Origin of the sequence: Vibrio crassostreae (genome assembly GCF_041439375.1) — a bacterium.
In the GTDB taxonomy this organism is placed as follows: Bacteria; Pseudomonadota; Gammaproteobacteria; order Enterobacterales; family Vibrionaceae; genus Vibrio; species Vibrio crassostreae_D.
On sequence record NZ_JBGONY010000003.1, the window covers coordinates 116,300 to 132,939 of the forward strand.

General features: G+C 44.7%; 16 protein-coding genes. 6 read left to right on the top strand and 10 right to left on the bottom strand.

Annotation, left to right across the window (positions count from 1 at the left end):
- The first annotated feature begins 11 nt into the window (after positions 1-11).
- From dnaX to recR, 3 genes are all read left to right on the top strand, one after another.
- Positions 12-2,243 (top strand): DNA polymerase III subunit gamma/tau, encoded by a 2,232-nt coding sequence (dnaX, locus tag ACED45_RS02675; protein ID WP_371713267.1) that lies wholly within the window; start codon positions 12-14, stop codon positions 2,241-2,243.
- A 152-nt stretch (positions 2,244-2,395) separates the two neighbouring features.
- A complete protein-coding gene (locus ACED45_RS02680) occupies positions 2,396-2,725 on the top strand; it encodes a YbaB/EbfC family nucleoid-associated protein (protein ID WP_017062338.1) in 330 nt (109 codons plus the stop codon).
- A 77-nt stretch (positions 2,726-2,802) separates the two neighbouring features.
- Positions 2,803-3,402, top strand: a complete 600-nt coding sequence (gene recR / locus ACED45_RS02685; protein WP_019823189.1) for a recombination mediator RecR — start codon at positions 2,803-2,805, stop codon at positions 3,400-3,402.
- A gap of 98 nt (positions 3,403-3,500) precedes the next feature.
- Here the strand turns inward: recR and ACED45_RS02690 are convergent, their stop codons facing one another.
- From ACED45_RS02690 to ACED45_RS02700, 3 genes are all read right to left on the bottom strand, one after another.
- A complete protein-coding gene (locus ACED45_RS02690) occupies positions 3,501-4,160 on the bottom strand; it encodes a porin family protein (RefSeq protein ID WP_048662027.1) in 660 nt (219 codons plus the stop codon).
- 231 nt (positions 4,161-4,391) lie between these two features.
- Entirely contained in the window at positions 4,392-5,081 is a 690-nt protein-coding gene (gene aqpZ, locus ACED45_RS02695) for an aquaporin Z (protein WP_371713268.1), read from the bottom strand.
- Positions 5,082-5,174: 93 nt separating this feature from the next.
- The gene (locus ACED45_RS02700; protein WP_017106172.1) at positions 5,175-5,423 is read right to left on the bottom strand and encodes a YkgJ family cysteine cluster protein; all 249 of its coding nucleotides are present in this window, start codon (positions 5,421-5,423) and stop codon (positions 5,175-5,177) included.
- A 159-nt stretch (positions 5,424-5,582) separates the two neighbouring features.
- On the opposite strand from ACED45_RS02700, the gene ACED45_RS02705 reads away from it, so the two are divergent.
- Positions 5,583-6,020 carry a YcgN family cysteine cluster protein gene (locus tag ACED45_RS02705; RefSeq protein WP_285953179.1) on the top strand — a complete coding sequence of 146 codons (438 nt, stop codon included), beginning with the start codon at positions 5,583-5,585 and terminating at the stop codon, positions 6,018-6,020.
- A gap of 180 nt (positions 6,021-6,200) precedes the next feature.
- Here ACED45_RS02705 and ACED45_RS02710 read toward each other — a convergent pair whose 3' ends face one another.
- The 5 genes from ACED45_RS02710 to rlmA all read right to left on the bottom strand — a co-directional run bounded on the left by ACED45_RS02710 (position 6,201) and on the right by rlmA (position 12,451).
- A complete protein-coding gene (locus ACED45_RS02710) occupies positions 6,201-7,778 on the bottom strand; it encodes an alkaline phosphatase (protein ID WP_371713269.1) in 1,578 nt (525 codons plus the stop codon).
- Positions 7,779-7,971: 193 nt separating this feature from the next.
- Positions 7,972-9,858: a BCCT family transporter gene (locus tag ACED45_RS02715; protein WP_371713270.1), complete on the bottom strand. Its 1,887-nt coding sequence runs from the start codon at positions 9,856-9,858 to the stop codon at positions 7,972-7,974.
- 128 nt (positions 9,859-9,986) lie between these two features.
- On the bottom strand, positions 9,987-10,340 hold the full coding sequence (locus ACED45_RS02720) for a hypothetical protein (protein WP_048611520.1): 354 nt from the start codon (positions 10,338-10,340) through the stop codon (positions 9,987-9,989).
- Between the two features lie 266 nt (positions 10,341-10,606).
- A complete protein-coding gene (locus ACED45_RS02725; RefSeq protein ID WP_371713271.1) occupies positions 10,607-11,560 on the bottom strand; it encodes a ChaN family lipoprotein in 954 nt (317 codons plus the stop codon).
- A gap of 75 nt (positions 11,561-11,635) precedes the next feature.
- Positions 11,636-12,451 (bottom strand): 23S rRNA (guanine(745)-N(1))-methyltransferase, encoded by an 816-nt coding sequence (gene rlmA / locus ACED45_RS02730; protein ID WP_048660809.1) that lies wholly within the window; start codon positions 12,449-12,451, stop codon positions 11,636-11,638.
- 204 nt (positions 12,452-12,655) lie between these two features.
- Between rlmA and ACED45_RS02735 the strand changes: the two genes are divergently transcribed.
- Positions 12,656-13,624, top strand: a complete 969-nt coding sequence (locus tag ACED45_RS02735) for a nucleoside hydrolase (protein ID WP_017063437.1) — start codon at positions 12,656-12,658, stop codon at positions 13,622-13,624.
- 86 nt (positions 13,625-13,710) lie between these two features.
- Here ACED45_RS02735 and ACED45_RS02740 read toward each other — a convergent pair whose 3' ends face one another.
- Both ACED45_RS02740 and gap read right to left on the bottom strand, forming a co-directional pair.
- On the bottom strand, positions 13,711-14,595 hold the full coding sequence (locus tag ACED45_RS02740; protein WP_371713272.1) for a D-hexose-6-phosphate mutarotase: 885 nt from the start codon (positions 14,593-14,595) through the stop codon (positions 13,711-13,713).
- A 242-nt stretch (positions 14,596-14,837) separates the two neighbouring features.
- Entirely contained in the window at positions 14,838-15,833 is a 996-nt protein-coding gene (gene gap / locus ACED45_RS02745; RefSeq protein ID WP_017059382.1) for a type I glyceraldehyde-3-phosphate dehydrogenase, read from the bottom strand.
- Between the two features lie 319 nt (positions 15,834-16,152).
- Between gap and msrB the strand changes: the two genes are divergently transcribed.
- Positions 16,153-16,590 carry a peptide-methionine (R)-S-oxide reductase MsrB gene (gene msrB, locus ACED45_RS02750; protein WP_080967323.1) on the top strand — a complete coding sequence of 146 codons (438 nt, stop codon included), beginning with the start codon at positions 16,153-16,155 and terminating at the stop codon, positions 16,588-16,590.
- Positions 16,591-16,640: the final 50 nt, after the last annotated feature.

A 16,640-nucleotide genomic window follows, 5' to 3' on the forward strand; every position in this document is an offset into this window, starting at 1 on the left:
CGGAATTATTCATGAGCTATCTTGCGTTAGCGCGAAAATGGCGACCAACCAAATTTAAAGAAGTGGTTGGTCAAGCCCATGTTTTAACAGCATTAGAGAATGCCCTTAGCCAGAATAGATTGCACCATGCATACCTGTTCAGTGGTACACGAGGTGTTGGTAAAACAACCATCGGCCGTTTGTTTGCTAAGGGACTCAACTGTGAAACAGGCATTACCTCAACTCCTTGTGGTGAATGTGCAACCTGTAAAGAGATCGATGAAGGTCGCTTTGTTGACCTACTTGAGATTGATGCGGCCTCACGTACCAAGGTAGAAGATACCCGCGAGCTTCTGGACAATGTTCAGTACAAGCCTGCACGTGGTCGCTTCAAGGTTTACCTAATCGATGAAGTACACATGCTTTCTAGGCACAGCTTTAATGCGCTTCTAAAGACCTTAGAAGAGCCGCCTGAGTATGTGAAATTCTTGCTCGCAACAACGGATCCACAGAAGCTTCCAGTGACTATCTTGTCGCGTTGTTTGCAGTTCCACCTTAAGCCGATCAGCGTTGATAATATTCATGAGCAGCTCGATCATATTCTTGAACAAGAAAATGTGACGTCTGAATCTCGTGCGCTTGGCATGATTGCTCATGCTGCTGATGGCAGTATGCGTGATGCGCTAAGTCTTACTGACCAAGCTATCGCATTAGGTAACGGCAATGTCGTGACTGATACGGTTGCGCACATGCTTGGTACATTGGATACAGATCAAGCTATCCATTTACTTGAAGCGATTAGCAGTAAGCAGCCGCAACAAGCAATGGCGTGTATTCAAAGTCTTGCTGAGAATGGCGTAGAGTGGGATGGTTTGCTGAATCAGCTTGCGGCCCAACTTCATCGTCTTGCGATGTTCCAAGCTTTGCCATCTACATTAGATAAGGCACAGCCTGACGCAGAGAAGCTTGAACTACTGAGCAAAGCGCTTAGCCCACAAGACATTCAACTCTACTACCAGATCGTGTTGAAAGGTCGTGAAGACTTACCATTGTCGCCAACCGCTCGCGTTGGTATTGAGATGGTGGTTCTGCGTATGTTGGCATTTAGACCTGCTGAACAAGCGGTTGCAACGGCAATCTCGACTCAGTCGACAAGCCCAGCGCCAGCAGATCAAGCTCAGAGCGTTGCTCAGTCAGTGAGTCAACCTGCGCCAATGGCAGTTCCGAGACAGCCTCAGATGCAACAACAGGCGCCTCAACAGCAAGCTATGCAGCAGCAACCCGTGCAACAGGCTCCGCAGCAGAATCCAGCACAGTATTCAGACTCGCAAGGTTACGCTGATCACGCAGGCAACCAAGGTTATCCAGAACAGGATTACCCGCATAGCCAGTATGATGCACCACCTGCTTATGATGAGCGTCCAAGCTACGGTGCAGAGCAGCCTCAGCAGCAACAAACGAATTATCAGAGCCAGAGTCCGGTTCAACAGCCAAGCGCTGCACCGTCTGCTCCTCCTGTTTCGCAAGAGCAGCCAGCGCGTGCAACTTCGCCTGTGAGTGGTTTACGCCACCAATTACGTTCTCAACGCAGAGGCAGCGCGACAACAGAAAACAAAGGCTCGGCGCCAAAAAAGGCTAAAGCGACACCAGCTAAAACATCAGTTCTTGATCGAGTTGCTCAGCAACACGGTGGTTCTGAGCGGGTGTCGCCAGCTTCTTTATCAGCCTCTTCGACAGAAAATGTGACCAATGATAATGAACCTTATCGCTGGAAACCGTCTAAACCTGTAGTGAAAGAGGTGAGCAAAGAGCTTACACCTACTCAGATCAAGCGTGCGTTAGAGCATATTAAGACACCAGAAATGGTCGATAAATTGCTTCAAGAGTCGATTGCTCAAGATGAATGGTCCGCCACGATTCAAAAGCTAGAGACAGCCAAGCTTGTTGAACAGTTAGCATTGAACTCAGTGTTTGCTAAAAACGACACATCAATCACTTTAACGTTAAGAGCGAGCCAAGCTCACTTGAATACGGACCGCGCGCAGAGCGAACTATTACAGTCGCTCAATACTGTGCTCGGAGAGGAGTGTCATTTGAGTGTTGAAATCGGTGATGGTGGAGAAACGCCACTAGAATTACGAGAAAGGTTGTACCAAGGCAAGTTGAAAGACGCGTTTACCAGTTTGGAAAACGATGCCAACGTACAGTTTATCAAAAGACGTTTTGCTGCAGAACTCGACAGAGACAGCGTTCGTCCTATCTAGAACACTTTCTCGTTTAGTGACCGGCATATCATCCCAGATAAGCAAATCTGAGAACTGAACATCGAGGGGTTGAATCGCACTGGCTTAACCCCCATTTAAGCACGTATAGCTTAATTAATTTTAATAAACCAATTAGACCAGAGAGTATTAACATGTTTGGTAAAGGCGGTATGGGCAACATGATGAAGCAAGCCCAGCAAATGCAAGAGCGCATGCAAAAGCTTCAAGAAGAAATCGCAAATATGGAAGTTACAGGTGAGTCAGGTGCTGGCCTTGTAAAAGTAACGATCACTGGTAGCCACAGCGTTCGCCGTGTTGATATCGATGAAAGCCTAATGGAAGACGATAAAGAGATGCTTGAAGATCTTATCGCTGCTGCTTTCAACGATGCGGCCCGTCGCGTTGAAGAAACTCAAAAAGAGAAAATGGCTAGCGTAACTGGCGGAATGCAACTTCCACCAGGTATGAAGATGCCTTTCTAAGAAACTATTTCTAAAGGTTTATTCAAGCTGCGGTTTATCTTGAGTAAACCGTTACTTGAAAATTAGAACGGTTAAATATGCGTACCAGTCATATGCTGGAGCATTTGATGGAGGCCTTACGTTGTCTACCTGGGGTTGGCCCCAAGTCGGCGCAGCGTATGGCCTTTCATTTGTTACAGCGCGATAGAAAAGGCGGCCTACAGTTGGCTGAAGCTCTTAGCCAAGCAATGACCGAAATTGGTCACTGTAATGAGTGCCGTACTTTTACTGAAGAAGATACTTGCCACATTTGTACCAATCCTAAACGTCAGGAAAATGGTCAAATCTGTGTAGTAGAGAGCCCTGCAGACATTGCAGCTATCGAAGCAACTGGCCAATACTCTGGTCGTTACTTTGTTCTTATGGGTCACCTTTCACCACTTGATGGTATTGGTCCAAGTGATATCGGTCTCGATGTGCTGGACTACCGCTTACGACGTGGTGATATCTCTGAAGTAATCCTAGCGACCAACCCGACAGTTGAAGGGGAAGCGACAGCGCACTACATTGCTGAGCTATGTAATGCCCATGAAGTGAACGCAAGCCGTATCGCTCATGGTGTTCCCGTTGGTGGTGAGCTAGAGCTGGTGGATGGCACCACGCTTTCGCACTCCTTACTCGGTCGTCATAAGATCTAAAAAAGCCGCTTGGTGAATTATCACTGAGCGGCTTTTTCTTTATTAAGGCAGTCTGAATATCTTCCCTATATTCACTTTAGCTGAATATCACTATCTAATTAGAAGCGGTAATCGACAGACACAGTAAACTCGCTGTTGTTTGGTACAGATAGTTCAATTAAATTGCCTTCAGAATATGATTCGAACATATGACGGTATTGGAAATCGGCAGAAACGTTTTTCATGATCTTGTATTGAACACCGGCTTGTAAACCGTACACAAAGTCAGTTTCTTTAGATTTAGCTGAACCATTCTCTGAAGAGTCAATTAGATCAATATACTCGCCTTTAAAAGTGTTTTGTGTCATACCAACCGTCGCGCCACCAAATACGGAGAACTGAGAGTTAATGGCGTGAATATAGTCATAAGATAAAAGGAACTCTGTCTGAGCTAAATCTAGATTAATTTCGTCCTGATCCCCACGGCTATGCCATAGTTCATTGTCACCAGTAAAGTTAATCGTACCAGTAATTCTGTGGTTTTCTTGAATGTAAGCACCGCCACGAATATGGAAAGCAGCGCCTTTGGCTGTTTTACTTTCTTTAAAGCCAGGTCCAGAGATTTGAGCTTTAGCTGAGTGGTAACCCAAACCACCACCAACAAAAAACTCGGTTTTAATTGGTTCTGGCATTAATTCAGGGGTTGGTGCCGATTCGTTAGCGAAAGCTGTTGTTGCCGTTAAAGAAGAAAGAGCTAGTACAAGTAGTGTTTTTTTCATTGTTATGTCCATCGGTATAGGGAATGGGGTGCATTATGCGCAGCACTGACAACTGCGGCTAATGATTCAATGGAATAGCCCTGTTAACCAAAAGTTATCAAGCTAGAGGTGACCGATGTGATAGGAAGATACAGGTAGAGCTTTATAAGTAACTAAACGACATAAAACACAAAGCCGCTAATTTAACGGCCTTGCATTTATTTAACGTAGGTTTTTATTGAGTTATAGGACTTAATCTGAACCTCTCACTGCTTTGTAGATCATTGCGCCAATCACGGCACCAATAATCGGTGCAACCCAGAATAGCCATAATTGCGACACAGCCCAATCACCAACAAACACAGCTACGCCAGTACTTCGAGCGGGGTTCACTGAGGTGTTGGTTACAGGAATGCTGATAAGGTGAATTAGGGTTAAACATAGACCGATAGCGATAGGTGCGAATCCAGCCGGTGCTTTTGAATCGGTTGCGCCCATAATCACGAACAGGAACACCATGGTCATGACAACCTCACACACGAGTGCTGCGGTAAGTGAATAGCCTCCTGGAGAGTGTTCACCATAACCATTTGAAGCAAAGCCTGATGAGACAGCATCAAAACCTGCTTGGCCGGAAGCTATAACAAATAGCACGCCACCCGCGATAATACCGCCAATCACTTGGGCAATAATATAAGGTGCAACATCTTTGCCATCAAAGCGACCACCACTCCAAAGGCCGATAGTAACAGCGGGGTTGAGGTGACAACCGGATATATGCCCAATAGCAAAGGCCATGGTGAGTACGGTTAAACCAAAGGCGAGGGAAACTCCGAGTAGACCAATTCCCACATCGGGGAAAGCGGCGGCCAATACTGCACTACCACAACCACCTAACACCAACCAAAATGTACCGAACATTTCTGCGATATACCTATTCATAACGATCCTTATTAATCTTTACCAGTATCAATAAGATAGTTTAAATTTATCAAAGTTGTGAAATCTTGGGCATATATAAAAAGAAAAGTATTGTTAGGTTATTGCTTCGAGCTCAATAAGGTTATCAAGTGCTTCTTGATCTGTTTTTCCACAGATTACAGGACAAGCTTTAAATTGGTGACACACCTTGGGGCGTGAAGACTGACCAAATAGCTTACAGAGGTTTTGCTCATTTAATTGAATGCAACGCACGCCAGCAGGCTTGCCATTTGGCATTCCAGGAATAGCAGATGTAATACTTGGAGCGACACAGCATGCTCCACAACCTAGGCGACATTCCATCAAATTAAACTCACTAAATAACAGGGTGCGCGATAGTAGCAAAAAATGATGAGAGTGACAGCTGTTGATTGAATCAAAGAATGAACAATTATTATCCTTGAACTTTTTATGGGCTAGCGGTATAACACGCACCCCAGTAAAAGAGTAAGAAGTAATCCTATGACGAATCCATTTTGGCAAGAAAAGACACTAGAACAAATGACCGAGAATGAGTGGGAATCACTGTGTGACGGTTGTGGTAAGTGTTGTCTACATAAGCTAATGGATGAAGATAGCGATGAAGTGTACTACACCAATGTCGCGTGTAGCTGGTTAAACGACAAAACATGTTCATGTAAAGATTACCCGAACCGCTTCACTTCAGGTGAAGAGTGTTTGAAGCTGACTCGTGACAAGATCGATGAATTCCATTGGTTGCCAGATACTTGTGCCTATCGTCTTCTATCTGAATCTAAGCCGATCCCTGAATGGCACCCATTGATCACGGGTTCTAAATCAGAGATGCATGCAGCTGGTGAAAGTGTTCGTAATAAAGTGGTTTACGAAATTGATGTTGTTGATTGGGAAGACCACATCTTGAACCACCCAAATCGTTAATGATTAAAGAAAAACAGTCGCTCAATAGCGGCTGTTTTGCTATTTGGCGTCACCTAAATTTGAAACTTACTTAGTTTAAAGGCTTAAAGGCTTAAAGGCTTAAAGGCTTAAAGGCTTAAAGGTTTAAAACAAAAAACGCCCCGAAGGGCGCTAAAGTTAAACGAGCAAAAAAGATTCAGGCTAGTTTACTTGTTGTTTAATGTACTCACCTAGTTCTGAGTGGTGCATGATTTTCGAAACTGGCAGTATCTTTTCAGCAGGACCCCAAGCAAACACGTTCACTGGTGTGTGAGTGTGTGTACCTGTACCCCAAACGATGTTTTGACCTGTTGCTTGTTCTCGAGCAAGTAGGTTGCCACGGTCGTTATATGGGAAGAAAGCATCGAAATCGTTGATAGCAGGCACTTCTTCTGCCGACAAGTATTTGTGCTGAGCCAATCGGTATGAGTTCGGCTTACTTGCTAAGACGTTTTTCGCTTGTTCAGCTGTGATAGGGAACTCACTGTTTTTGTTGACGATCTCAGCCAGCTTTTCTGGTGTTTGCAGCACTTTATCTAGCTTCTGAAATTCGCTGATCATACCGTAGTAGCTTTGCTTCTGATTGTATAAACCATCAAGAATATCGAATGCGCCAAAGTTAAAGTTGGGTGCATAGTCGCGATCAGCAAAGGCTTCGCCAGAACGTTTCTGTGGTTTTGGTAGGTCATTAGAAGAGTAGCTGAAACCGAAAGAGCCTGTTTCGTGGTCTGCGGTCACAATCACGATTGTGTCTTCACGATCTTTTGCCCATTCATACACCGTTTGGATCGCTTCATCAAACTTGAGTAGTTCATGCAGCATGGTACCTGCATCGTTACTGTGTCCCGCCCAGTCGATTTGGCCACCTTCGACCATTAGGAAAAAGCCATCTTCATCTTTGGATAGGATGTTGAGTGCTTTTTGTGTCATCTCTTTCAGGCTTGGTTGAGTTCGTTCGCCACTCTTTTTCTTGTTGCTGTAAGCGATGCCATCATCCATGCCCGAGTAGGCGAATAGGCCAAGTAGTTTATCGCCCTTAGCGTCGTCTAGCATGTTGCGATTAAACGCCAGTTGGTAGCCGTCTTTCTCTGCTTCAGTCAGCAGGTTACGGTCGTCTTTACGCTTCGATTTGAGATAAACATCACCTTGAGTCAGTTTCTCAAGTTGCTTATAGGTTTCACCTTTGTCGTTGGTCGATTTAGGGATCCAATGACGCAGTCCTCCAGAGAGCATCACATCAGCGCCCGTTGCTAACATGTCAGATGCAATTTGATTCTCTAAAGAACGGTGAGGTTGGTGAGCGGCGAAAGAAGCAGGGGTCGCGTGAGTTAAGCGCGTGTCGGACACTAAGCCGGTCGCTTTGCCTGCTTTTTTCGCTTTCTCAAGTACTGTCTCAACATGGTTACCCTGGGAATCGATACCGATCACTTCTGAACCGCTGTAGATACCCGTTGCAAGCATGGTCGCAGAGCAAGCTGAATCCACTACGATTGCGTCTTCCGGATGCGTTAGGGATGAACCAATAACCCCTTCTTGAGCAAGTTGATAAATGGCCGTTTTGTTCCCTTTATAGATGGAATTTGGCGCTTGGTTTGCGTAGGTTTCCAATAAGCCAACTTGCTGAGGCCCCATGCCGTCGCCGATCATCAGAATGACATTTTTGATTTCTGCTGAAAGTACGTTGAATGAGAGTGTAGAGGTTACCACTGCGGTAACAATTGGTTTCATAAAGTGCTTCATTAGTTATCCCTTTTTATATAAGCGGGATGATTAGAACACCGATTTGTGTCAAAGTCGTTTCATATTTATTTCATCAATATGAAATTGAGCAATAACTCAAGTTTTTAGAAAAGCATAAAAAAAGGCTCACATTTCTGTGAGCCTTGGTCGTATTTAGGAGGGTCCAAATCAATGGACTGCGTCATGGCTAATGTCAAGCAAGCGGTAAGTCTGCAACCACCTGGTTGAACGTGATACGAGCATTCTGAGCTTGCTCAGATAACTCGATCTTTTTCGCTTGTGCGGCCCTAAGATTACTCTCGGCCAACTCAAGTGCTTGTTGTAGATTCTCTGGTAACTCGTGAGTTTCCATTTGTGAACCTTGTTCTAACACATAAGCGCGAATTTCTTTCTTCACTGCGGCAAGTTCTGTGTAAGCAACACGCTCAAGTTCTGCGGCTTCTTGCGCAGCATCTTTTTCTTTCTCAAATTGAGCCAGCGCCATACCCTCTGCAGACCAAGGATCCATGTCTGGCAGTTCTTCGATGTTGATCGTTGGCTCGATGTACGCATCTTGATGGCGCAGGTCTAGGTTTGTCGCACGAACCGCTGAAATCATCAACATGACAGAGATAGCAAGCAGCGGCAGGCCACCAACAATCGCCGCCGTTTGTAGCGTACTTAGACCGCCCAAGAACATTAGAATCGTTGGTAGGAACGATAGAGTAAATGCCCAGAACATACGGTTCCAACGCATTGGTTCTTCTGTCACGTTGTTTTGTACAACAGACGCTAGGATGTATGAGATTGAGTCAAAGGTTGTCGCAGTAAAAATGATACACAGTAGTGTAAATACCGCGATAACTAGTGTGCTCATTGGCAGTTGGGCAAGCATCGAGAAGATAGCTTTGGTTGCGCCTTCAGCATTCAAAATAGCAACGACATCTAGCTCACCAGAAAGTTGCAGTGATAAGCCGTAGTTACCTAAAATCATGAAGAATAAGAAACAACCTAGAGAACCAAAGAAGATCGAACCTGACACCATTTGTTTGATGGTTCTGCCGCGAGAAATACGCGCAACAAACAGACCCATACTTGGTGCAAATACTAGCCACCATGCCCAGTAGAAAATTGTCCAGTCTTGTGGGAAGTGAGTGTTTTCGAATGTACCGTAGCCACCAAATGGTTCAGCCCACGTTGCCATCACGAAGAAGTTAGACAGTAGACGACCAATAGAGTCTAACCCCGTTTCTAACATGAAGATTGTTGGACCCGCAATCAGAACGAAAGCCAGTAGGCCCATCGCACCCCAGAAGTTGATGTTACTTAGGATCTTGATGCCTTTTTCCAATCCAGCATAAGATGAGTAAGCAAAAATCGCAGTACACACTAAAAGCACCATCACTTGCGTTAGGTTATTTTTAGGTAGACCAAATAGGTGATTCAGACCTTCAGTGATCAGAGGTGCAGCTAAACCTAGCGTTGTTGCAGCGCCGCCTAATAGACCGAAAATGAAAAGGATATCGACGATTTTTCCAGGTACGCCTTTACTGCGGTGTTCACCAAGAACAGGCATTAACGCACTAGAGATCTTTAGAACTGGCTGTTTACGTACATAGAAGAAGTAAGCGATAGGAATCGCCGGGATCAGATAGATAGACCAAGCGATTGGTCCCCAGTGGAACAGACCGTAAGTTGCCGCCCAACGAACCGCTTCTTCACTGCCAGGTTCTAGTTGGAAAGGCGGTGATTGGTAGTAGTAAGCCCACTCAATACAGCCCCAGTACAAGATACTTGCACCGATACCGCCACAAAATAGCATTGCAGCCCATGATGCTGTTTTGAATTCAGGCTCTTCATCAGCTTCGCCTAGTTTAATTTGTCCCATATCACTGAACACAACGTAAACCATAAATGCACAGGCAGCGAGGCCTAGCGCAAGATATAAAAATCCAAGTTGGTCCGTCATGAATGTTTTCGCAACCGCAATCCAGTCTGCGCCCTGTGCAGGGAACAAAATGAGCGGGAAAACTATCGTGAGTAGGAGTGCAATCGCACCAAAGAAGGTAGGCTTATCAATAAGCTCAAAAGTGTTTTTCACGAGTATTATGCCATTAAAATGAGAGCGGAATTATGGAATGAACTCGTTTTTTAGACCAAATCTGGTCTGTTGTCGTGACGACAAATCGCTTTAATGCAGAGAGGAAGGTGCAGTAACAGAGGGGAACGTTAGATTAAGGCAAGTAGAATGCCACCCACGGTTGCCGCTGCGGATAAGTATTGCCCAGCTGAATAAGAACCATCGTCCTCTTCTTCAATCTTATCTGGGTGATCCATACCTAAAGCGCCATGAGCAAATGACTCAACCTTATCGGTAACGGTCGCGTTTTCAGCTTCGACTTTCTTGGCTTCTTTATCGATTTCTTTAAGGGCAGATAATAGGGCTTTGCCTTCATCAGAGAGCTTGACGGTATTTTGCTCAACCTTTAGCGGTGCAGGCTTTTCAGCTTCAGTGCTTTTAGCTTGTGCATTCATTTGCGAAGGTGAATACAGCTGAGTATTACTCGTTCCTACTGGCGTCATATAGCTCTCCTTACCTATCCTTAAATATAGTATCGGCAGAGGTGTGAAAAACTTGTGCAATTAATCATCGGTAGTGATGTTTTTTTATTCGCACATTACATTTTCATCTGCTTGGTTAAATCGTCTATTTACTAAGCAAATCTTGTGCCGATAAGAATGTTTGATTTTAGATAGAGTTAGGATGAATGATGGGAACGTGATCAAGTTGTGACGATGGACTAATTATCTAGGATTAGCCCACCGACTCTTCGGCTTAGAAGAGTGGTTTAGTCACATTCTAGGCTAGCGCTGCGTTTTGATAGGTGCTTGTATGCCTTCATTCGGTTCTCTTTCTTAACAAAGCGAGCCGGTGGCGAAAGCACTTCAAGCTGATAATCGCTGCTATCCGATGAGATCTCTTCAACTGGGCTGATGATGGCGATTTTCAAATCAGGGTTACGACGTAGAATTGATGCCGCTGTGCCTAAGCCACCTTCTGTATGGAATTTGCCGGCTACATGAATCACTTGTTTCTCTGGGTTTGATGCTAGGTAATCCACAATCGATTCGGCCATGGTCTCGTCCCATGTGACCTGAGCGGCAAACTGCTTTTCTGTTTGTTCTGGTGTACCGTGATGCATGGAAGCCATAAACTTTTCTTTGTAAGGGCTATCACCCGTCTCGACTTCGGCGGCAATCCATTGGCGTTGCTCGGTCGATAACTGATCTAAGTAAGGTAACCCTTTACGGCCAATATACTGAACGAAAGGCTTTGGTGCGTTTGCTGCAATAACATCGATGTCGTTGGTTTTGGCGAACTCAACGAGCGCACGGTAATCACTTTCGTAGTTTGGCCACGCTGCCGCTTGAGACATGAGAATTTGTTCGCCAATTTCACCGTTTAAGTATTGGTCGAGTGTGGCTTGGTGCTCTCGAGTAAACTGTTCCATTGAAAGAGCAATGTTTGATGTCGCGTTAAAGCGCGCTTTTAAAAAATCGGTTTGGAAGCGATGGATTGCCGAGTGAGTGTGCCATTCGCCAATAAGAATTACATCAGCGTCAATTAGCTGTTTAGGTAATGCATCGAGAGGAAGCGCTTCGCCTTGTGGAGAAGCGAACTGGTAGTCATAGAATGTGGAAACAGATTCCTTTTGAGTCACTTTTTGAGAAGTGTCTTTTGCTGGTTGACTAGCACAAGCCGTGAGAAGAGTCGCTAATCCGATAAGAATAATACGTTGCATGAAATGCCTCCTTGAAGAACACGCATACTAAAGGAGGCAAGATAAGAATTCAATGCAAACGATAATCAATATCAATTAATTTTGTTTGCGATACACCCGCAGCATAAAGTCAGCTTCACAGTTGAATTGCTCGGCTTCGGTGAGTTGTTGTTTAAACTCTTCACTCGCCTTCCAAGCAAACGGCGTCATCTGTAGCAGGTCGAATGCATCTGACCCCGATAGTTCCATCATATAGTTTAGTTGCTCTTGATGCTCAAGCATAAAACCTTCGATCATCTCTGGATCTTCATCGTGCAAACGAACGCCATCATAAATGGCATCACGCAGCTGATAAAGGTGTCGGCTAGCGGGTGTTACGGTGATCACCACACCATTATCTTTGATGGTGCGTTGTAACTCTTCAGCCTTGCAAGGTGCGTAAATGCGTAGAATGCCGTCTAAGCTATTTTCCGCAAAGGGTAGGCGATGGCTCGAAGCGACTGAGAAGTCGACAGCTGGGTAGCGTTTAGCGGCGTATTTGATAGCAATTTTAGAAATGTCTAGGCCAAAAGTAGCACCATTCTTTTCTTGAAGATTCACAGCAATTTCGTTGGTGTAATACCCTTCGCCACAACCAATATCTAATAGGCTAGGCGCCTCTTCTGGTAGGTAGCGAGAACACAACGTCACCACCGCTTGGCGCATTGGGTCATAGTGGTTACCTTCAAGGAAGCGACGACGTGCCTGCATCATCTCTTTGTTGTCACCTGGATCTTTTGATCGTTTGTGGTGCGCAGGCATCAAATTGACATAGCCTTCTTTCGCTAGGTCGAACTGATGGTTCTTTTCACACTTAAACGTACGATCGTTTTGAGATAAAGGTTGGTGACACAAAGGGCATTGGTAAGTCATGACGATCTCAGAGGCATAGAGTTGGGCGAAGATTCTATCAAAAAGGTCTGCATCAGGCTAAATAAAAAGGCGAGAATATCCGCTTCTAGAATAGTGAGCTTATGGCTTATTACAATAAAAATCAGAGCTTAGGTTTAGGTCACGTTTATCTGCGTTTTTTCTGGGTATCGTCTACGCTTTCCTACTGTTTAATTAGAAGCTGATATGACAAAGAAAATCATTCTAGATACAGATCCGGGCATCGATGATGCAATGGCCATCCTATTTGCGGAAGCACATCCTGATATTGAGTTAGTGGGCATCACTACTGTTTATGGTAATGCGACGATAGACAACGGGACTCAAAATGCCCTTTATCTGAAGCAGAAGTTTGGAATGAAGGCGCTTGTGGCTAAGGGAACGGATAAGCCGTTAATAAGAGATCCTGTTGGAGCCACGGTTGTGGTGCATGGCGAGGCTGGATTTGGGGATGTGAAAGCGCCAAGTTCATTAGATGTTACAGCGCTTGATAAGCCGGCTTACCAGTTCATTATCGATAGTGTTCGAGCTGAACCGGGAGAGATCACTCTTGTGGCGGTTGGCCCTCTTACTAACCTCGCGCTCGCTCTGGAAGCGGACCCTGAAATTGTCGACTTAGTAAAAGAAGTGGTCATTATGGGGGGCGCGTTCGGTGAAAATGACCATCGAGGTAACGTGACGCCATTTGCTGAAGCGAATATCCATGATGATCCTCACGCTGCGGATAAGGTGTTTACGGCATCATGGCCTGTCGTGATTATCGGATTAGATGTCACTGAGGAGAGCTTCTTTACTGGTCAATACCTTGATGATTTACGAGATGATGCTGGAGAGGTAGGGCAGTTTATCTGGGATGTTAGCCGTTACTACTTAAAGTTCTATTCTGAAAAAGTAGGAATGGAGGGTTGTCATGTTCACGATCCTTCAGCCATTGCTTATGTTATCCAACCATCTCTATTTACCTGTCGTAGTGGCTCAGTCAGAGTAGTGACTGATGGCCCCGCTGAAGGGATGACAATTCAGAAAGTTGATCAACGTAAATATATGAATGATGAGTGGAGTTCATTCCCTGCACAAAAGGTCGGCGTTCAAGTGGACAACAATGCTCTATTGTCACTCTATAGAGAAACTTTAGTTCACTATTCACAGCAGTAAAGCTAACTAATCGTCATCGTAGTGTTGTAAAAAATAGCTGTAAAAAAGGCCGGATAAACCGGCCTTTGAAGAGTTTTTTGAGTCGCTTACTGAGCTGAAATCACCGTAATCAGCTGGTGGTTTTCGCCAGGCTGCAATGTTTTGCCTGCTTCTAGGCTTGGTGCGTGCAGCGTTGATTCAACACATAACATGGTTAGGTAACCGTCGTCTTGCATATCACCCATACCAGCAGCACCTTCGGCCCACGGGTTCCACAGTACTGCAGAGTTATGACCGTGGTTTTCAACTGTTAGCGTGCGATCCAGCTTCTTGTCAGCAACAAAAATTTGCGTTTCTGGTTGCGTGTAAACACGGTCAATCGTGTCGGTTAGTACCAGTTCATCACCGCCTTGGCAGATCTTGCTACCTTGCAGGCTATCGATGTACTCAGCGCCCATACCTGTGGTGGTGGTGTTATGAATGTCAGCAACGTTTAGGTAAGTGTGCAGCGCACCAGAGAAAGTCCATGGTTGTGAATCTGTGTTCTTCACGTCCAGGGTTACTTTTAGTTGCTCACCGATCTCAACATTCAAACGTGCATCGAACTGATGAGGCCATACTGCTAGCGTCTCTTCGCTTGGCTTCAGACCTAAGCTAACAATCACGCCAGCTTCGCTTTCACGGTGCTCAACCAATTGCCATTCACTTGAACGAGCAAAACCATGTGCAGGTGCTGCAATGCGACCAAACCAAGGCCAACATACTGGAATACCACCACGCAGAGCCGTTTTACCATCGAATTTAGCTTGTTGGCTCATCCAAATCAGGTCTTCTTGACCTTGCGGTTGGAATGACACCACGTGGCCGCCAAACAGTGAAATCGCTGCGTTTGCTTTATCGTGGATAACGCGAACCAGTTTTACACCTTCGTGTTCAACGATAGTGACGTTGTCAGAAAGTACCGCCAATGCAGGTAGAGTAGATAAATCCATTACATGATCCTTCTAAGGAAATTGAATTCAAATGCTGACTAGAGTGATGCTTGTGTTTTCATAAGTAACAAGCAGAGCCAGTATTAGAATTGAATTTTGCATTTGGGCTATCTTGATGAGCTTAGATAGACGCGGTTTAAAAGATAGCAGGTATTAAAAAGGCGACACTAAGGTCGCCTTTTTCAAAGTCTGCTCAAAACAGTCTTCGCTAATGCTTATCTAAAGCTATTTCTAAAAAGAAATTACTTAGAGATGTGAGCGATTAGGTCTAGAACTTTGTTTGAGTAACCGATTTCGTTGTCGTACCAAGATACAACTTTAACGAATTTGTCAGTTAGAGCAACACCAGCTTTAGCATCGAATACTGAAGTTTGAACTTCACCGATGAAATCTTGTGATACTACTTGGTCTTCAGTGTAACCAAGAACGCCAGCCATTTCGCCTTCAGAAGCTTCTTTCATTGCAGCACAAATTTCTTCGTAAGATGCAGCTTCTTTTAGGTTAACTGTTAGGTCAACTACAGATACGTTAGCAGTTGGTACACGGAAAGCCATACCAGTTAGAAGGCCGTTTAGTTCTGGAAGAACAACGCCTACAGCTTTAGCAGCACCAGTTGAAGATGGGATGATGTTTTGAGAAGCACCACGGCCACCGCGCCAGTCTTTAGCAGAAGGGCCATCTACAGTTTTTTGAGTTGCTGTAGTAGCGTGAACTGTAGTCATAAGACCAGACTCAATGCCCCACTTATCGTTAAGTACTTTAGCGATAGGTGCAAGACAGTTAGTAGTACAAGAAGCGTTAGAAACGATGTCTTGACCAGCGTAAGATGCTTGGTTAACGCCCATTACGAACATTGGAGTTGCATCTTTAGAAGGACCAGTAAGAACTACTTTCTTAGCGCCAGCAGTGATGTGCTTACGTGCAGTCTCGTCAGTTAGGAAAAGACCAGTTGCTTCAGCAACTACGTCTACGTCGATAGCATCCCACTTAAGATCTTCTGGGTTACGCTCAGCTGTAACACGTACAGTTTTACCGTTAACGATTAGGTTACCGCCTTCAACTTCAACAGTACCGTTGAAACGGCCGTGAGTTGAGTCGTACTTAAGCATGTATGCCATGTACTCTACGTCGATTAGATCGTTAATACCTACTACTTCGATGTCTGCACGCTCTTGAGCTGCGCGGAATACGAAACGGCCGATACGGCCAAAACCGTTAATACCTACTTTGATAGTCATTGTAGTTGCTCCACAACTTAATTTCTGATTAAAGATAACTGGTAGTAAAATTACAGAATCCAGTATACATCTGCAATAGATAATCCGACTTAACTTGTTTAATGTCAAAAAAAAGCGACGCTTTTCTTAACAATTGGGTGTAAGTGGTTGAAAATTGACCATTGCAAGTGACTCTGTACCCTTCCAGTTGGGTAAAATACCCCTAAATGATGATTCACTTATGAGTGTATATGTACAATGTTTCCTGGTGAGAAAGTATGTGCTACAAAACGACTGATATGCAAGCCTTTATAGAAAAAAGTAAATATAATAACTGAGAATGTGGAGAAATATTAACGTGATTCAAAAGGGAGGAAATATGATAAAGCCTGATGAATACTGGCGTGAGCGCCTAACAGACGACGAATTTGCAGTGTGTCGTGAACGTGGTACTGAAGCCCCATATAGCGGTAAGCTACTGCACAACCATAAGACTGGCGTCTATAGCTGCACATGCTGTGAAAGCCCTTTGTTTCTGTCGGATAACAAATACGACTCTGGGTGTGGTTGGCCAAGTTTTGATGCCCCAGTGAATGATGAAGCAGTACGCTATATAGAAGATCTAAGTCACGGAATGAAGCGTGTAGAGATCCGTTGTAACGCCTGTGATAGCCATTTAGGTCACGTTTTTCCTGATGGTCCGAAGACCACAGGTGAACGATTCTGTGTTAATTCGGTGTCGTTAATTTTCAACAAAAATGACGAAAGTACGAAATAACTTGTAACTATTGTCTAATCCTTACAGGTCACATTTGCCGATTTAGGAAT

Excerpts from the sequence above, each read along its gene's own strand:
- dnaX (WP_371713267.1), top strand. The coding sequence starts at position 12 with ATGAGCTATCTTGCGTTAGCGCGAAAATGGCGACCAACCAAATTTAAA.
- ACED45_RS02680 (WP_017062338.1), top strand. The coding sequence starts at position 2,396 with ATGTTTGGTAAAGGCGGTATGGGCAACATGATGAAGCAAGCCCAGCAA.
- recR (WP_019823189.1), top strand. The coding sequence starts at position 2,803 with ATGCGTACCAGTCATATGCTGGAGCATTTGATGGAGGCCTTACGTTGT.
- ACED45_RS02690 (WP_048662027.1), bottom strand. The coding sequence starts at position 4,160 with ATGAAAAAAACACTACTTGTACTAGCTCTTTCTTCTTTAACGGCAACA.
- aqpZ (WP_371713268.1), bottom strand. The coding sequence starts at position 5,081 with ATGAATAGGTATATCGCAGAAATGTTCGGTACATTTTGGTTGGTGTTA.
- ACED45_RS02700 (WP_017106172.1), bottom strand. The coding sequence starts at position 5,423 with ATGGAATGTCGCCTAGGTTGTGGAGCATGCTGTGTCGCTCCAAGTATT.
- ACED45_RS02705 (WP_285953179.1), top strand. The coding sequence starts at position 5,583 with ATGACGAATCCATTTTGGCAAGAAAAGACACTAGAACAAATGACCGAG.
- ACED45_RS02710 (WP_371713269.1), bottom strand. The coding sequence starts at position 7,778 with ATGAAGCACTTTATGAAACCAATTGTTACCGCAGTGGTAACCTCTACA.
- ACED45_RS02720 (WP_048611520.1), bottom strand. The coding sequence starts at position 10,340 with ATGACGCCAGTAGGAACGAGTAATACTCAGCTGTATTCACCTTCGCAA.
- ACED45_RS02725 (WP_371713271.1), bottom strand. The coding sequence starts at position 11,560 with ATGCAACGTATTATTCTTATCGGATTAGCGACTCTTCTCACGGCTTGT.
- rlmA (WP_048660809.1), bottom strand. The coding sequence starts at position 12,451 with ATGACTTACCAATGCCCTTTGTGTCACCAACCTTTATCTCAAAACGAT.
- ACED45_RS02735 (WP_017063437.1), top strand. The coding sequence starts at position 12,656 with ATGACAAAGAAAATCATTCTAGATACAGATCCGGGCATCGATGATGCA.
- ACED45_RS02740 (WP_371713272.1), bottom strand. The coding sequence starts at position 14,595 with ATGGATTTATCTACTCTACCTGCATTGGCGGTACTTTCTGACAACGTC.
- gap (WP_017059382.1), bottom strand. The coding sequence starts at position 15,833 with ATGACTATCAAAGTAGGTATTAACGGTTTTGGCCGTATCGGCCGTTTC.
- msrB (WP_080967323.1), top strand. The coding sequence starts at position 16,153 with ATGTGGAGAAATATTAACGTGATTCAAAAGGGAGGAAATATGATAAAG.